The sequence below is a fragment of the Bacteroides xylanisolvens genome (assembly GCF_018289135.1).
In the GTDB taxonomy this organism is placed as follows: domain Bacteria; phylum Bacteroidota; class Bacteroidia; order Bacteroidales; family Bacteroidaceae; genus Bacteroides; species Bacteroides xylanisolvens.
Genome location: NZ_CP072216.1, coordinates 5610474 through 5627974, shown reverse-complemented (window position 1 = coordinate 5627974; position 17501 = coordinate 5610474). Strand labels below are relative to the sequence as shown.

At 41.9% G+C, this 17501-nt stretch carries 10 protein-coding genes; all 10 read right to left on the bottom strand.

The features are described 5' to 3' along the window. Window positions 1-30: 30 nt before the first annotated feature. On the bottom strand, window positions 31-828 hold the full coding sequence (locus tag INE92_RS23175; RefSeq protein ID WP_004313026.1) for a sialate O-acetylesterase: 798 nt from the start codon (window positions 826-828) through the stop codon (window positions 31-33). A 17-nt stretch (window positions 829-845) separates the two neighbouring features. Further along, window positions 846-3521 carry a glycoside hydrolase family 2 TIM barrel-domain containing protein gene (locus INE92_RS23170; RefSeq protein ID WP_004313025.1) on the bottom strand — a complete coding sequence of 892 codons (2676 nt, stop codon included), beginning with the start codon at window positions 3519-3521 and terminating at the stop codon, window positions 846-848. 19 nt (window positions 3522-3540) lie between these two features. Continuing rightward, window positions 3541-5898 carry a glycoside hydrolase family 31 protein gene (locus tag INE92_RS23165; protein WP_004313024.1) on the bottom strand — a complete coding sequence of 786 codons (2358 nt, stop codon included), beginning with the start codon at window positions 5896-5898 and terminating at the stop codon, window positions 3541-3543. Window positions 5899-5906: 8 nt separating this feature from the next. Next, complete coding sequence (locus tag INE92_RS23160; protein ID WP_004313023.1) at window positions 5907-7700, bottom strand: glycoside hydrolase family 71/99-like protein; 1794 nt, start codon at window positions 7698-7700, stop codon at window positions 5907-5909. Window positions 7701-7756: 56 nt separating this feature from the next. After that, window positions 7757-8743: a DUF6528 family protein gene (locus INE92_RS23155; protein WP_004313022.1), complete on the bottom strand. Its 987-nt coding sequence runs from the start codon at window positions 8741-8743 to the stop codon at window positions 7757-7759. A 61-nt stretch (window positions 8744-8804) separates the two neighbouring features. Next, window positions 8805-10343: a hypothetical protein gene (locus INE92_RS23150; protein ID WP_008997337.1), complete on the bottom strand. Its 1539-nt coding sequence runs from the start codon at window positions 10341-10343 to the stop codon at window positions 8805-8807. 199 nt (window positions 10344-10542) lie between these two features. Continuing rightward, entirely contained in the window at window positions 10543-12084 is a 1542-nt protein-coding gene (locus INE92_RS23145) for a hypothetical protein (RefSeq protein WP_195436426.1), read from the bottom strand. A gap of 27 nt (window positions 12085-12111) precedes the next feature. Further along, window positions 12112-12720: a fasciclin domain-containing protein gene (locus tag INE92_RS23140; protein ID WP_008997336.1), complete on the bottom strand. Its 609-nt coding sequence runs from the start codon at window positions 12718-12720 to the stop codon at window positions 12112-12114. A 13-nt stretch (window positions 12721-12733) separates the two neighbouring features. Then, entirely contained in the window at window positions 12734-14194 is a 1461-nt protein-coding gene (locus INE92_RS23135) for a RagB/SusD family nutrient uptake outer membrane protein (protein WP_004313018.1), read from the bottom strand. A gap of 13 nt (window positions 14195-14207) precedes the next feature. Beyond that, window positions 14208-17345 (bottom strand): SusC/RagA family TonB-linked outer membrane protein, encoded by a 3138-nt coding sequence (locus INE92_RS23130; RefSeq protein WP_008018357.1) that lies wholly within the window; start codon window positions 17343-17345, stop codon window positions 14208-14210. Window positions 17346-17501 lie beyond the last annotated feature (156 nt).

Genomic DNA, 17501 nt, shown 5'->3' with positions numbered 1-17501 from the left:
CGGCTTTTATGTTCCTCGAAAAAGGGTATTCTATTGATGTTTATAGAACTTCAGTACCTTTTTCGCATAACGTTTTCCTAATAACAGTTGTGCTTCCGTATTAAAATGAGGGTCCTTCTCATCTTTATACCATCCCAATCCTTTCGATGATACCCAATCAGAATGGGGAATAAATGAAGAAACTTTTTTAATCATCTGATTAAAGGGGACTGTACCAGCTTCTCTTTTTGTCCAGTTCCATTGAGAAATCTGTCCTACAACAACCGGTAGATTCGGCATGCCCAGATCTTCCCGCAAGTCTTTCACCAAAGAAATCAGTTTCTGTTTATACGCTTCCGGATTCGAACAATCGGCTTCTCCCTGATGCCAAAGGATTGCTTTCAAAACACCTCCCTGCTTCATTGCAATCCGAACCCGGGAAAGAGCTTCTTCATAATATCCGTCTTTACTCCCTTTTAGCCAGGAGTTGATGGATGAGCCTCCACGCGCATTTACTACCAGTCCGACAGGACGTTTCGTTTGTCGGGCCATCTCTTTAGCAAAGCCGTAAGCCGGTCCCAAGCGTTGCATCGACAGGTCTTTACGGACTGTCGAATAACGATTGAGAGGATTTACTGCCGGTTCAAAATTCCCCTTATCATTCAATAGATATACATTTCGCAGCGTATCCATGACCTCCGGAGTCAATGTTGCACGCCCCGCCATGTTGGATTGACCGATGCATACATACAAATCAAAAGTGGATGGAACATCTTCCTTTACATTTCCTGCAAAAGCAAACAGGGATTGCAGGAGGAAAAAAGACAGTAAATAAATAGACCTAAGCATACGAACTGTGTTTATGATTAATAGTTTCTATAAATACGGATAGCATTCAGAATAGGTTCTCCTTCTTTTTTATGAAAGTCGACACTTACTCCTTTTCCATCCTTTACTGTTATTACAAACTTTTTGATAACAGCACGGGCATATCCGTAATCACGGGCTACGTTGAAATCATCTGAAACGGTTGTTCCATTGATTGAAATACCAAAGCTGCGATTTCCGGCAAATGTTTGTTCCGAGTCAGCTCCCAGATTATAAACCAATGCTTCTCTTTCTTTGTCCGACTCCAACTCTGCCCAGTGCAAATATACGGAATATTCTCCATTTGGTACATCAGCCTTAAAAGATTTTATTCCAACGCGTTGAGTCTGGAAGATTGGATTCATGTCCGTTCCGTGAATATCGATATCCGAACCAAGCATGGTGCCGAATCCTGTTTGACGACGATAAGATGTTCCGCCGATAAATCCCCAACTACCGGGCTTATATTCCTGTTCGGGAATCCATGCTACGTTTGCCGCACGGTCTTCAAAATATCTCGGAGAACCTAACATTACATTTAATTCCGTAAATGGCACAGCTTCGTCTTTCAACTGCGAGCCTACCAACTGGAACTGAATCCGAAGCATATCACGCAACTTGTTACCACCAGTCACAGCAACAGCTTCCAGCAGATTCTCTCCACCGACAAACGGTACATCAAACAAAGCATAATTATCTTCTATCTTTTTCTTTCCCAGACTCTTGTTATTCACAAACAGCTCTACTTCTTCCGCATTAGAGAATACAGGGACGGATTGGATACATTCTTTCTGTGCCGTATTCACCACTCCCCCACGGCTTTTCCACTCCCGATTACCAATGACAAGTATCGGACGACGTGACAAGGCTGTCTTATAGAACCAATAAACATCTTTCTTCTCTCTGTTTAATCCGACAACGCCTTTATTGTTTACATGAGGAACAGCATCTACACGGGATTCGGAATAAAAATCATTCAGATTCCACAGACTGGAACCGGCTACAAACGGACGTTTCATCATTTCATTGAGGTAATGTTTATGATATACCAGTCCATATTCCTGCGAGAAGTCAAAACGTTCCGGCTGGTACGAATGAACTCTCGGATCCACTCCCGGTCCATATTCCGTTACCATCAGCACTTTTCCTTTGTATACTTTATGGGCACGATCAAGCAAACGCTGGAACTCATTGATATCCGGTTCATACCAACCTTGATACAAGTTCCATCCCTGAATCATCGGGATTTCGGTGAGATGAGCGTCTTCGTAGTATTGAGGCATATTGTGATAAGCCATCATCGTATATCTTGAAGGATCTTCCTCACGGATAGTCGCCTCCAAGGCACGGGCTACTTTTTCCGTGAAACGGTAGTAATCTTCCAACTGTTTACCTTCGGTATAGGGACGACGCAGGAAAATCTCATTCATATACCCCCAAATCATTACGGAAGGACGGTTGAAATCCTGACGTACCATCTCTTTCGCCATCTCAACAGAATTATGCAGGAACTCTTCGGTTTCTGTAACAGCATTAACGACGGGAATTTCAACCGAAGTCACAATGCCCAGTTTATCACACATTTCCATGATAACAGGATCTTGGGGATAGTGTGATACACGCAGGTAGTTTCCTCCCATCTCCTTCAATAGCAATACATCCTGTACGTGCAATTCGTCACGCAAAGCATTTCCTTTCTGAAAATAATCCTGATGCCGGGCAGTTCCGATCAGTTTGCGTCCTTTGCCATTCAGGAAAAAACCTTTTTCCGAATCAAACTTGAACCAGCGCAAACCTAACGGATTCACCACTTCATCCAGCAAAGTACCCTTTCTTTTATCAAGAATACGGGTATATACCATATAGCGATAAGGATCGTCTATATCCCACAGACGAGGGGAATCTATTTTTATCTTTTTGGAGATGTCCGTCTTCGTCTCGCCGGCTGCCAGTTTTACTTCTGCCTGCGTCTTTTTCACTTCCTTGCCATCCGCATCACAGATTATATTCTCCACCCTGATTTCCGTAGCCTGGGGCATATCGTTCGTCAGTAGCGTAGTGATTTCTACCGAAGCAGCGGAGTTATTCACTTCGGGGGTACGGATATAAACTCCCGACGAAGCATAATCATTCGTTGCAATGTGCACCGGATTCATAAACTGCAAATAGACGTCCCGGTAGATACCGCCAAAGAAAGTAAAATCGGCAGATAAGGGGGGAATATTCGGATTATAGACATTGTTTACATAAATGGCAAACAGGTTTTCCTGTCCATAACGCAAATGGGAAGTGATGTCAAAACAGAAGCGGGTATACCCTCCTTTGTGCTCTCCAACGAACTGACCGTTCAGGTAGAATCGTACTTCCTGATTGGCTCCTTCAAAGTAGATCACTGCCTGACGTCCCTCCTGGCTTTTGTCTATAAACAACTGTTTTCGATACCAGACCGGCCCCCGATAGAATCCCGGAGTTTCATCGTCTGCATCTTTATCATTCCAGGTATGAGGTATATTGACCGTCTCCCATGAAGAGTCGTCACAGCCAGTCAGTTGTGCTTCAAATGGAGATCCTTTTGTAAATTTCCACCCGTCGTTGATGGTATATACCACGCGTTGCTGTGCCTGCGCCCATCCCACAATAAACAATAGAATAAAGATATAGAATAGCTTCTTCATAATCTATGTATGCATCTAATTAAAACTTTATTTTTATCTCTCTGCCTGTGTAGACACACTCTTTACTCTCAAGAGCAGCACCATCAGGCAGATATAACTTCACACGCATTTTTACTTGTTCCGGCATACCGGGATAACTTCCTTCACGCAGACCGATCGTCAGTGTCCGTTCCGAATCTTTCCATTGCATCAGTACTTTGGAACATACACCATCTTCATAGCGGTAGGAGTCGCCTTCGTCCTCATACCATAAGAAAGAAGCATTCGCTCCTCCGTAAATACGCAGTTCCAATTCACGGTCGGGGTATTCCATCGCATATTGTTTCACTTCTGCCAAAGGCAAGATAGAACCGGCTTTTACATATAGGGGAAGGATGTCAAGGGTGTTTGCCTGCATTTGTTCTCTTCCTCCTTCAAAGGCCTTTCCGGTCCAAAAATCGTACCAATATTCGCCATTGTGTTCCGGCAGATAGACACTGATGTTCTTTTCTTCCGATTGCGGATGAAATACCGGTCGTACCAATAAAGAGGTGCCGAACATATAGGCGTTATCAATATCAAAAGTCCGGGTATCTGTGGTGAAATCCATTGCCAAGCCTCTCAACAGGGTATAGTTATTGGCTGTGACTTGGTGGGACATCGAGTAAATGTAAGGCAACAGACGGTAACGCAGCTGGATATATTTCACCTGATTATCATAAGATGGTGTCCCCTTTTCACCGAATTGCCAAACTTCACGCGGCACATTCGTGCCGTGAGCACGGAAGACAGGAGTAAATGCACTGAACTGGAACCAACGGGAGTACAACTCTTTATAATCATTACTTTTCAACCCATTGGGATATTTTGCATCACGTTCTGTGACAAAGAATCCTCCTGTATCGGAAGTCCAATACGGAATACCGGACATGGATAAGTTCAAACCGGCAACCAGTTGTTTATGCATATTTTCCCATGAAGCCGAGACATCCCCCGACCATACCGCCGTACCATAATGCTGTTGTGAAGCAAAGGCGGAACGGGTTAAGATAAATATGCGCTTCTGATCGCTTTCGGCTCGAAGACGTTGATAGAAGTCCTTCAGCATTTCCAAAGAATAGGTATTCAGATAACGGTGGAAACTGCCCAGATAAGTATTTCCGGCTGCTTTCGTCCTCTCTTCCTGCTTCAACTGTGTGAATCCGTCACGGAAAGAAGGCTCTGTCGCATCCATCCACCAGGCATCCACACCCATATCATAGAGTCCTTTCTTGAGATATTGCCAAAAGATATCCCGTGCGGCAGGATTGTAAGCATCAAAGACTTTATAACCTGCCCATGTAGGTTCGCTAAATAAGGCACCGATAGAATCGAGTGACTGATAGACAGCTGTTTCCGGTCCGAATCCGGGCCATACGGAAAGCATAAAGTGAACATGATCCTGCTGATGCAGTTCTTCAATGACTTGCCGGGGATGATCGAAGTTCGCCGGATGGAAAGTCAGACTGTTCCAATGGGGTTTATCTCCCCAATACTCCCAGTCCTGCACAATGTTATCCAACGGAATCCCCCGTTTACGATACTCCTTTACAACGGCTTTCAACTCATCGAACGATTTATAGCGTTCTTTGGACTGCCAGAAACCATATACCCACTTCCCGAACATCGGCACGTCTCCCGTCAATTCCCGATAACCGGCAACGACTTCGTCCATATTCTTGCCATATACAAAATAATAGTCGGAAGCATCGCCTACCTCGGAAGTAAATGAGTATCCTTCTTTCGTATCTTCAAACTTTGTTGAAGAATAATTATCCCACAAGATACCATATCCGTTAGTCGAGATAAGGAACGGATTGACAATATCCATATTAGCCTGCAACAGTAGTACGGATTTTCCACGATAGTTCATGATTCCGTTCTGATACTGCCCCAGACCGTAAATAGCCTCATCGTCAGTAGGAACAAAGCGTTGGGTTACTTCGAGGCATTGCTCACCTCCGGTAACCGAACGTTTGAAGTGCCGTGCCTTTTTAGCTTCTTTCTCTTTCAGTAATAACTTTCCTGTCGATACTTCCTGAAAAGTGAAAGCCGCATCTTCTTTATCAAAAGCAACGGAAAGCTCACGGGTAGAAAAGATCAGTTGCTGCCCTGTATCTTTCCATTTATAATCTTTGAATGCCGGTTTTTGCGAATCGACAACCAATCTTTTTGTTACCAGCGTATCACCTTCGGGAAAAGACAGAATCCGCACGCATCCCTCCGACATAAACTCAACCCTGTATTGGATACTATCGGATACGAAAGCACATCCCCTGCCGTCTTCATGAACCGGCGAGGAACACCCGAAACAAGATAATACGGATAAAACTAAGAACCAATTTTTCAAACTCTTCATCAATACATTTATTTGACAGTGTAGATGGTATAGCCCAATGACAAATTACGGATAACGACATTTCCTTTTAAATAGAAAGTAGGCATATTGAATCCATTTACGATATTATCTTTATACAGTTCCACTTTTGCACTTTTCCATTCGCCTGTATTGTCGGTACGTATCCGGGATACAATTTTAAACGGTTCTTTCGGTTCGCGCTGTGTGGACGAACGTATAAAAAGAGATTCATTTCCTTTGTCCAGGTATTCAAAATAGAGATACCCTACATAGTTATTCATTTGCAGTTTGGAAACCAATTCTTTGGGCAAAGAGATAGAAAGCGTTTCTTCGGCATTGTAACCACCTGATTTTCGCTTTCCCTGAATCTTCATGTCCGACTCACGCAAACGCATCATCTCAACCGCCAAAGCGGATTTGGCTGTCTTGACATCATTTTCTATTTGTGACAACAAACCTATCGCCACCGGATAACGTCCCTGGCTAATCAACAACGCTGCCTTATCGAGCGAACGTTGACAAGCAGATACGTCCATCTTCGTCTTTTCCAGGAAACGGGCTTCTTTTCGCAAACGGAAAAGCATTAAAGGTAAGGTTAAGCCACGCTCGTCCGCCTGTTCGCCTTTGAATTCTGCCGCATACTTTAAAGTGGTACGTAGTTCACGGTCACCGTTTTCGATGGTAGGTTCTATTTCATGCCCTTCGGTATAGTCGCTCCACGAAGCGATAAACATCATGTCTAGACTGTCTTTCTCCGCCATACAGAACTTCCACATACTTTGGTAAGTTTCTCCATTATTGCGAGGGATATAATAGAAGTGTCCGCGTCCCCAGCCTGCACATCCCCGGTTATCCATTCCCGGCATGGCAAATCCTGACTTAATGGTATAAGCAGGATTGTTACTATGCCAAATCGAGTCACGGAAAGGTTTCATAAACTCAATAACATCATCCTGCGTGGCATAATTATCCCATTCAGCATGTGCCTGATCTCTTGTATGGACACGAGCGGGAAGCCATGCGGTCGGTATTTCTCCCACTTTTTTCCAGGCATCCATATCATCACTGCGGGTGACAGGAATGTATTTATCGTTTTCCAGTTTTCCCCAATCCGCCCAACGGCGTAAGGCTACTGGCTGCTTCATTCCTTGCGGAAACTTCACCAGTGATAATACTTTCTTGTATTCATCGACTTTTGCTCCGGGACCGAAATGATAAAAAACAGGCATCCCCTTCACCATAGGAGCAGTCGGACCGGTAAAGACACTATCTACTAAATATTGGTAACATTTAGCCATATATTCGGTCTTTGCCTCACGGGTGTTAACTTCCGGATAAATCTTCGTAATCCAGTCATAATACAACCAACCGTCGCACCAGTTTACACCGATTTCAAAGTCATACTTCGCTGCCACTTTCTGCATTTCACGCAGCAAGATGTCATTTTCGTGAGGTTTGAATCCCCATTCGATAAAGAATCCGTCTATCTTGGCAGCTTTTGCCGACAATATCTGATATTCGATATAATCAGGATCGAGATTGGACTGCATTCCGACTTGGGGATAAGCCACTGCCGCTATCTCATGTCGTCCTTCACTGTCTATCAGATCGGCATTATAACATAGGGATTTCCTTCCCGTACTTGATTTCTCCGTATTGGCATACATCTCCCAACGCCCTAACTTTCCGTCATGTTGCCGGGTATAACGCACACCGTGGAAGTCAGCATACACTTTCTTTCCGTTCTGCGCCAAGGCCGGTAATGCGATAGATACCAATAAAAAAAGAAGAAGTTTCCTCATTGTTCCAAACTTAATTATTCAACTTATGTATTTTATTACCCTTCGACGACACTTAATCAATCCTCACCCAATACGAAATCGTGCTTTTCCGGATAACTGAAAGTATTGTCTATCATCCAACGACCTTTATAAATCTTAGCTCCGTCCATCTTGAAGAGTTCTTCTCCCTTCTCATTTACAAGTCCTTCGGCCCACCACTCTTCAGTCGGTTTCAGCATCAAGATTCCGTCAGGTCCGTTACAGACACTTTTTATATCAGCTGTATTGTAAACCTTTTCACAAGTCGGAGTATCTGTAGAAATATCAAACTTATAAACAGCCGAAGCGGCAGTAAGCCATAATTTATCTTCTTCACCATATACCGGGAACAAATCGTGTCCGCCTGATTCCTTGTCGAATGTATAAATACGAGTCTGATTGGTGAGCTGCGGATTATTCCGGTCACCATTATATTTCATGCGGAACAAGGCTGTCACACCTGCCTGAATGGTAGCCGTGGCATAGATACATTCTTTTTTCCTATCCCAGACTACATTATGGGCATTACCCAATTTGAGTGTGTTAGCTTTCATTCCCAATACTTTTACCGTATCCACCACAAAGGTATTGATTTCACCGGATTTCGACTCTGCCGTAACTATATTTCCATCCGGTAAAATTTCTGCGGAATGAGGATTCTGTCCGCAGTTTGCATAAAACATCAATTTATGGTCTGACAAGCGGATTAAAGCTACCGCTCCACCGGAAGCAGTCATCAGAATATAGCGTTTATTGAATACCGGTTTTACTTCACTCGGATTAATAAACCAATCCTGATGTGCTGAAGGAACACAAGCGGTATAAGGATCCCAACTCCATACATTACGTTGGGTTTCTGCGTCCCTTATCACAATGGCACGTCTCGTTTGCTCTGCCAAGACATATGCCTTTGCGGGAAGTTGGAACGATTCATTTTTTACTACTGGTGCTGAGTCATCATCGGAGCAAGCCCCCAAAGCTATGTTAAAGCCTAAGAAAAGGGCTAATAAACTTATCTTCTTCATTGTCGTAACTATTTCAATTTATATTTTCTTTTTTTATCAAAATCTCAATGAACTATACCATTCATTGCCGGGTATCATAATAATCAATTAATGGGTAAACAGCCAAATTCAGCTGTCGAACATACGAAAGGAAAGACTCATAGGGTTCATATTCCAACGAAACGATTCCTTTATTCGAGGCACTACCATCCGATGCATAACTGTCGTTATATTCAAAATGTATCCATCCGATACAATTCCGCGTTTCAAGTAAACGGAGACAGAAGTTTTGATGAAATTCTCCTCTGTTTTTTTGTGCATGTACGAGCCAACCACCGCCTTCGGTATTTGCATATTCAACTCCTTTATAACTGGCATCCTCTGCTTTCGTATAAAACTCTGATACCAGAAATGGCTTCACAGCACACCAAGCTTTCAGATTGGCAAGAAAGTCGGTTTCCGGTTGCCAACGTCCGTAGTAATTAACAGAAACAACATCACAATAACGGGCACACGCTTCTACCACCTTCTGATTATATTTACTCCAATCGTGCAGACGCGTACCTAAGATCAGATGTTCCGTATCATAGCGACGGACAGTTGTTGTCGTTAATTGATAATAATAATCAGATACAACTCCACGAAAATCCTCCTGATCTGCTTTTGTTATTGCTGCTGGAGAAACAATCCCTCTTTCTTGCATAAACTTTTCTGCATAAGTCCGGGCTGCTTTATAACGGTCGGGCAGGGACAAAAAATGCTTCAAATCAATTCCCCTTAAAGGATCGCCATTCTGATAACTTGCAAACGGCAATTCATTATCGAGATAATATCCGATAAAATGCTTATCACCTGCAAACAAAGCTGATTTTTCCCGTACAAGATTATCAATATATGCAGCAAATGTAGGTTCGAAAAGAAGAATCAGGCGATTATATTTATCATCATCAAAAGCATATCCTAAATTTTTAGTCATATCCCACATAAAAGTGCGAAGCAAATACAGTGTTTCTGCATAGGCAATCTTCTGTGTCTTCGGAGTCAGCAGATTGGCACGTATTGCTACAGGAAATGTTTCAATACGGTTTGAGCCATACGAAATATAGTTTATATGATTATCTGCCAACAATTTACCAGTTTCCTCACTCCATCGGACCTCACTTCCATACTTTGTACTGAAAGCCTTTTGATGAGCTGTAGATTCCCCCGGACGAACATGCTGAACCCCGTGTAAAATAACAGCTCCATTATCAGGATCGAGCAGGTAAGCTCGTCCTCCACAATGGGCAACCCGGAAAAACCCCTCTTTTCCTGTTACAGAAGAGGGTTGTAATCCGTTCCGTCCTCCCCATGCAGTCCGGGTATAATCTCCCGAAGGAGCATACCGGTTCATATTATCAATGATACGGGTTTCACGGGAGTCTGCGGTAGTCCACAACTGAAAAGTTCCATTCTGCCACTTTCTATACTCTACATTCAGATAAGTATATTCATCTGTGGGAGTAGTGGGAGTTTCCGGTTCTGAAGGTTCTCCCGCATCGGCAGAACAACTTGTTGCGAACAACAATATCAGACCGGATAAATAAAAAAAACGGAAATACCGGTATATATGTCTTTCCATATTACTTTCAGTTAATACATCTATTTATTCAAGAAGCAAGTGGGATTTTACAAACAGATGCTTCAAAGCATGGAAGAAATCTGTTGATGGATAGCTATCGTGTACGAGAAAACTATCTCGTACACAACAACTAACTTCTTATCCCTCTACAATCCACCAGTTCTCTTTCTATCCATACATTTAGCCAATAGGAAAGTGGTTACTTCTTCTTGGAAAATTTGATTTCAACAGTCATTACGCGAGCGGTCGCATTATTAGAAACCAGTTCTTTAGGTTCTGTTATATTAATAACTTTCATAACTCCGATTCTTCCTCCACCTGCAGCAGAAGATCCTCCTGTACGGAAAGCTATAACATTTCCGACTGCAATAGGATCCAGTAGACTTTGAGCAATACTACTTGAAAGTATTTCCGAAGAAATAGAAGCTACAGTTGCATTCTCATAGTCGAAGTTGGATAATATCGCGAAACGTGTTAAGTTTTTCACTTTAATAGCCGATAGTTTACCAGTAGATCCGGAAAACTCACCATCCTTTCCTGTATTATCCATAGAGTATAAGCGAGGACTACCAGAAGCTCCAAAACAATAGAACTTAAAGTCTACATTCTTCGCATTAACTTCATTAGCGATTGCGTAATCAACAGAATATGTTTTCAAATCATTCAAAGATACCATTCCAAATGCATCCGGATATTTCACATGTGCATTATTAGCAAGAGGCTGGCTGCCGACATTCAATGTGGCAACATCCATATTTACATACGCTTTCATGTAACCAATCGCTTCTTTGCCCTCTCTTCCGTCAGAAACAACTACCTTAAGTTTTGAAGTAGCTTCCGTAAAATCTATTTCCGGAGCATAATTTAAAGTATGTTCCCCATTCTTCGTTTCACGCAAGGCTTCAACTTCCGATCCATTTTCAATACGATAAATCACCACTTCGTGTACTCCACGTACTGACTCAATCTGCACAGGTACTCCTTTCTTAGCATCAGTACCTGCAAAAATGGTGGACTCTGTTAAAGTTAATGAAGGTCCGGGGATAGTCTTATAAGTTACAGGCAATGTTGAAATCGTAATGTAGCCGTAGGTATCTTCCGCTTTTACTTTAAAACCTCTGTCACCTTCTTTATAATCTATCATTTCATCAAACGTATATTCTTTCTCCCCACTCAAATTGATTATTCCTTTCGACTCCTGTCCGCTAGCTGAAACCAAATACATTTCAACAGTTTTCAGACCAGCCTCCGAAGTTATTTTAAATGTAGTACGGGGAATAGTAGGATTCTCATCCATTTCATCATAGATGATCTCTTCCGGATCAAAAGTGATAACCGGACGTTCTACGACATCAGTTACCGATATGGGAAGTGTTCCTGTGATAATATGATCCAGCTTATCAGTCGCTTCAATAATAAATGCTTGATAATTTGCATTGTATTCTAAGTTCTCAGACAAACTGTAGGAGTTCGGATTGAAAAAATCCGTAACAGTTTTATACTCAACAGTCCCCTCTACAGTCTGGATTTTCATCGTTACACTCTGTAATCCCGCCTGTGACTTGATTACAGCTACTACAGGCAGATTGTCGACTTTATTCAGATCGACATCCAATTGTTCCATCGGGAATTTGATAACAGGAGCAGATGCATTTGGTTCTATGTTTTCATTGTCGTCGCCGCAAGCCACTAAGTTCAAACAAAGCCCGATTAATAAGATGGTATATAATTTACGAATCATAATAAACTCATTTTAATGTAATACTGATTATTTCTGATAATAACAATATTTCTCGAAGATGTGAATAACACCATTCGTCGGTAAAATATTACTAGTCTTGGCATTGCGTTGAGGCGATTTACCATTGCTACCCGTTTCATTCACTAAGATCTTTCCTACGGCAGCCTGCCATGGGTTCTTCCAAACAGACATCGTCATCAACCCCTTTTCTCCGGGAAGCATTGTCAATACAAACATGGCTTCCACCTGCAGTTGACCGTAAGAACTATATTCCCCATCTACAATATGGTATAAAAGCATATTTTTCACCGTTTCTTTATCACAGTCTGTAATAGAGGCTATCCCCGGGAAAACATTTTCACGGTATGATTGCATGGCCGTATTATTCAGAGCCAGATAAGTGTATTTATTTTCAGTCTGCGTATAATAGTCTTTCAAGCCTGTATACTCTATAGCAGTAGTAAATTCAGAGAAGATATCCTGATGGTCCTGAAAATACTCCCAAGCAGTTACATTTACATGAGGATCGTCGACCGATGCTTCATAATCATAATTCTTTTGCAATTCCAAGTCACACCCAGCTAGCGCAATAACGCTCAAGCAAAAGAAAATCGTTCTATATATTGTCTTTTTCATCGTTTCAATCTTTTTAATTGTTACCATAATATGGATTCTGAGTTATCTTCGGATTCTCCAATATGTGAGAATAATGAATCGGGAACAGTTCATTTCCATCCTGGCTCATGCCGTTAATAGACTCCATCACTTCTTTCCATTTCCCTGTACGTAGCAGGTCAAACCAACGACGGCCCTCACCTACTAACTCTACCTGGCGTTCACGCAGTATATAATTAACGACTTCATCTTCCGATGCAAAGCTAAGTGCAGTAGGAGTAACCAGCCCGGCACGATCACGCACTTTTTTCACTAAATCCAAAGCTTCTTCCCATTTTCCGAGACGGGCACGAGCTTCAGCCTGCAATAACAACATATCCGTGTAGCGATAAATAGGATAAGCAACCTCACAGGTTTTGTTTAATGAGTTACTAATATCACCGGCCATATATTTACGTAATTCATTTCCATTCTGATAATCCTTCACCGTATAGGCTTTGCGCAAATCACCCTGCATATCCGGCTCATTGAAGACACTCATCAATTTATCCGACAGAACGGCAGCACGGTTACCGGAACCGGAGAACCATTGATACATATAACTATATCCATTGGTTCCCACTTCATCCATATTAAAATGAATCAGGAAGATAAACTCTTTTGTTGAGTACTCATCATTTTCAGGAGTATCATCAGACGGTTTGTTATTCAGTTCTTCTGTGAACATTGTATGCCAAGTCTGAATAGAAGGTTCAAAGTCCACCAAACGACCTTTGGACGATTTAATGTCAGCCATTTTATCAATGGTTTGATCGGCCAGATTATATTCTTTACTCCACATATAAGCATCAGCCATGATAGCCCAAACACCACAGATAGAGATACGTTTACGCTCATAATTCTTGTTACGGTTTATCAGTCCTTCCGCTTTCTTCAGGTCCGGAAGAATGACATGCTCCAAAATGTAGTTTTTATCCGTACGCTCTTTATAGATCGCTTCCGAATACTTTTCAGTGGGTTCTATAAACAAAGGTACGTCTCCCCAAACACGGATAGCATAGAAGTAGGCCAAAGCACGCAACGCATACGCTTGTCCGAGGTAATCGTTACGGTCTGCCACATCAGGCATACTGATATTAGGAACATATTTAATAGCCAGATTTGCCTGGTTAATCATCTGATACAGAGTCGTCCACTTTGCACATTTCTCATCCGTAGACATCAGGTTGTTGATAACACGTGCCTGATCGGCCATTACCGGTGCTCCGGGAGCTACATTATCAGAACGGAACTCACCCCAATAGAAATAGTTCTCCCGTAAAGTGGAACGTAACAATCCATAGATTTCATTTATACCTGCCTTAGCGTCACGGGCAGTCTGCCACATGTCACCTGCCGGAATTTCACTTACCGGTTCCTCATTCAGAAAGTCTGAACAGCTATTCAATGATAGAGCCAGGCATACAGCTCCAACAAAATATTTTATATTCTTCATACGATATCTTCAATTAAAAGTTTGCAGAAAAACCAATACCATATTCTCTCTTTCTCGGATAACGGTAAGAGTCTTTACCTACCTGCAGAGGATTGTTGGTAGAGAATTCAGGATCGAATCCCGAATAGTTGGTCCATGTCAAGGCGTTGTTTACAAAAGCGTAGATATTTATATTCTTCAACATCAGCTTCTTTATCCAGTTTTCAGGAAGATCGTATGCTACACGTATGTTCTGCAAACGAATAAATGAAGCATCTTCCAGATAGAACGAGTTACCCATACGGGCATTGTTGTAATCATCATTATACGGACGCGGATAGATTGCCTGGTCACCCGGATGCAACCACATATTATGGATGACTTCCGGTGAAGGAGTAGTTCCGGTGTATTTGAACATATTACGATTATGTTCGGCTGCATTATAAATCTGTCCTCCCAATGAATAATAGAATCCTAAGTATAAACTCAAATTCTTCCAAGTCACCGTTGTATTCAAACCACCGGTTACATCAGGCATGGCATTACCGATCACCATACGGTCATTATCATCAATCACACCGTCACGGGTTCCTTCCGGTTCCTCCCAGTTGTAATCTCCCCCACGGAACGGTTTGCCGTTCGGCAACGTTTTCTGACGGATATTACCTGCATATTCCTTTCCATCCAACAAATATTTGTACTGGAATACACCATTCTCAAACACCGGAGTCAGTTGTTCCCATTTATCAGTAAAAGCATTCGATTCGTCGTATGCAAAGACACCGGCGCTTTTAAATCCGTAGAAGTCACCCACACGGCCACCTTCCTGCATCCACCAGATATCACCTTCCATATATGCCTTACCTTCAGACAGCTTCTCAATACGGTTGACGTTTCTGGAGATATTGAAAGAAGCATTCCACTTCCAGTCCTTCGTGCGGATAATATCACCGGTAACAGCAATTTCAAAGCCTCGGTTACTCATTTCACCGACATTGGTTTTCATATATGCAAAACCGGATTCTTTAGGCAATTGGTAGTTTGCCAGCAAACCGTCTGTATATTTATCGTAATAATCGGCAGTGATTGTCAAACGGCTATTCCAAAAATTCAAGTCCAAACCAAGGTTGAATTGTTTAGTTTCCTCCCATTTCAGATTGTCTTTACCGATACGAGTCGGAATAACGCCACCCACTCCGTCATAAATAGAATTCGGAGAATAAGAGTAGATATAGTCGTAGTTGCCGATTGCTTCGTTACCCGTGATACCGAAACTTGCACGGATCTTACCATCTTCGAGAAACTTTTTCGAGAATTTCATGAATTTCTCATCCGAGAAGCGCCATCCCACAGATACGGAAGGGAAATTACCCCATTTGTTCTCTTTGGCAAAACGAGAAGAACCGTCACGACGCATAATGGCATTGAGCAAATATCTTCCTTTATAATCATAAGTCACACGGGCAAAAATGGAAGCCATAGAGTGATTGCTTAATGTGGAGCCTGTAGATGACAAATCCAGGTTTGCGGCAAAAGCATTCATTGTATAGATAAAATCTGTAGACGAGTTTATCCCCACAAATGTTTCGTTTTCATAACGCCACTGCTGTGCACTAACACCTACCATGGCCGTAAAATTATGATCTTTTATTTTGCGTGCATAAGTAAGGATGTCTTCATTCATCCAGTTCCAGTTCAGGTAATTATAAGAATAACCTTTATTCTGTTTCTGCCATTCGTCGGTGATAAGACTCGGTTCGAGTTTTTTGCGTTTATCCAGATAGAAGTTGGCATTAATATTGGCTCTAAACTTCAAATACTTGTTGAATTTGATTTCAAAGAACTGGAAGAAGTTAGCCTTATAAGAATCAGTAAAGTCGGTGGTATAATTGACCTGCGCAATAGGGTTCTTCTGACCGTTAAACACTCCGACCAAAGAGCCATCCGGATAATAAGTATTGAAATAAGGACGACGAGTCAACACTGCGCTCAATAAAGTACCTTCATTCAGACCTTTCTTTTTAGAATAAGTCAAAGAAATACGGCTACCCATATTCATCCAGTCTGTCGGTGAATAATCGGAGTTGATACGAGTATTTAGTCTCTGGAAACCTGTATTGGAAATAATACCTTTCTCATTATAATAACCGGTATTGATGAAATATTTCAATTTCTTTGTACCACCCCCTACACTGATATCCACCTGATCTTTTTGTGCAGTGCTTGTAATCATGTCCAGATAATCGTTATCCACATTAAAGAAAGAGTTCAACGGATCATTCAGTATATCACTACTTTCATCCGGATTACCTCCGCCGTATGTTTCAAAATACTCTTTACGATACTGGTCGTACAACAAACGTTCTTTACGGTTTGCCTGTGGAACCTTGTGAGACAATGTACCCCACGAGTGATTATACTTGATATCAATACGGGCTTTACCTTCCTGCCCACTTTTGGTAGTGATAATAATCACACCGTTCGCCGAACGTGAACCGTAGATAGCTGCAGAAGCGGCATCTTTCAAAATCTCCATAGAAGTGATATCATTCGTATTGATACCGTCGATACTTTCCAAAGGCACACCGTCTACGATATAAAGAGGAGTAACCCCTTCGGCAGAGAACGTGGAAGTACCACGTATTTTGATAGAAGAAGATTCACCGGGCTGTCCGGAACCGGATACCACCTGTACACCGGCAGTAGTACCCTGCAATGCTTCAAAAACATTAGTAGCCATTTTTTGCTCAATGGCCTCGCTTGAGATGGAAGTAATAGCTCCTGTTACATCACGCTTTTTCATCGTACCGTAACCCACTACCACTACTTCGTCCAATAGCTTAGAGTTCTCTTCAAGCGTAATATTCATTGTTTTATCTTTCACTACCACATCTTTAGGGGTATATCCCATGAATGATACAGTCAAAGTAACTCCCTTCTTCGAAACATTCAATGAGAAATTACCATCTAAATCTGTAATTGTTCCATTAGATGTTCCCTTCTCCATCACATTGGCGCCAGGCAAAGGAAATCCTGTTTTATCCACAATAACTCCCTTCACTGCAAACCCGCCTTGAGCATAAGCCGGATTGACAAGGAAAAAGAGACTCAAGGAAATCAAAAGGAACGACTGAAGCAACCGCACTTTTGTCCTACTCTGCAAATTTTTCATAACTAGAATAAAATTAAATTGGTTAATTATCAAGGTTTTACTCACTACTTAATTAATTGGGGAAAATATATTGATTCTCTCCAATAAGATGTTATCTTTTATTTATTATATGGATATTTGTCTTTCATAATACTACACAATAATTATTATATTAGA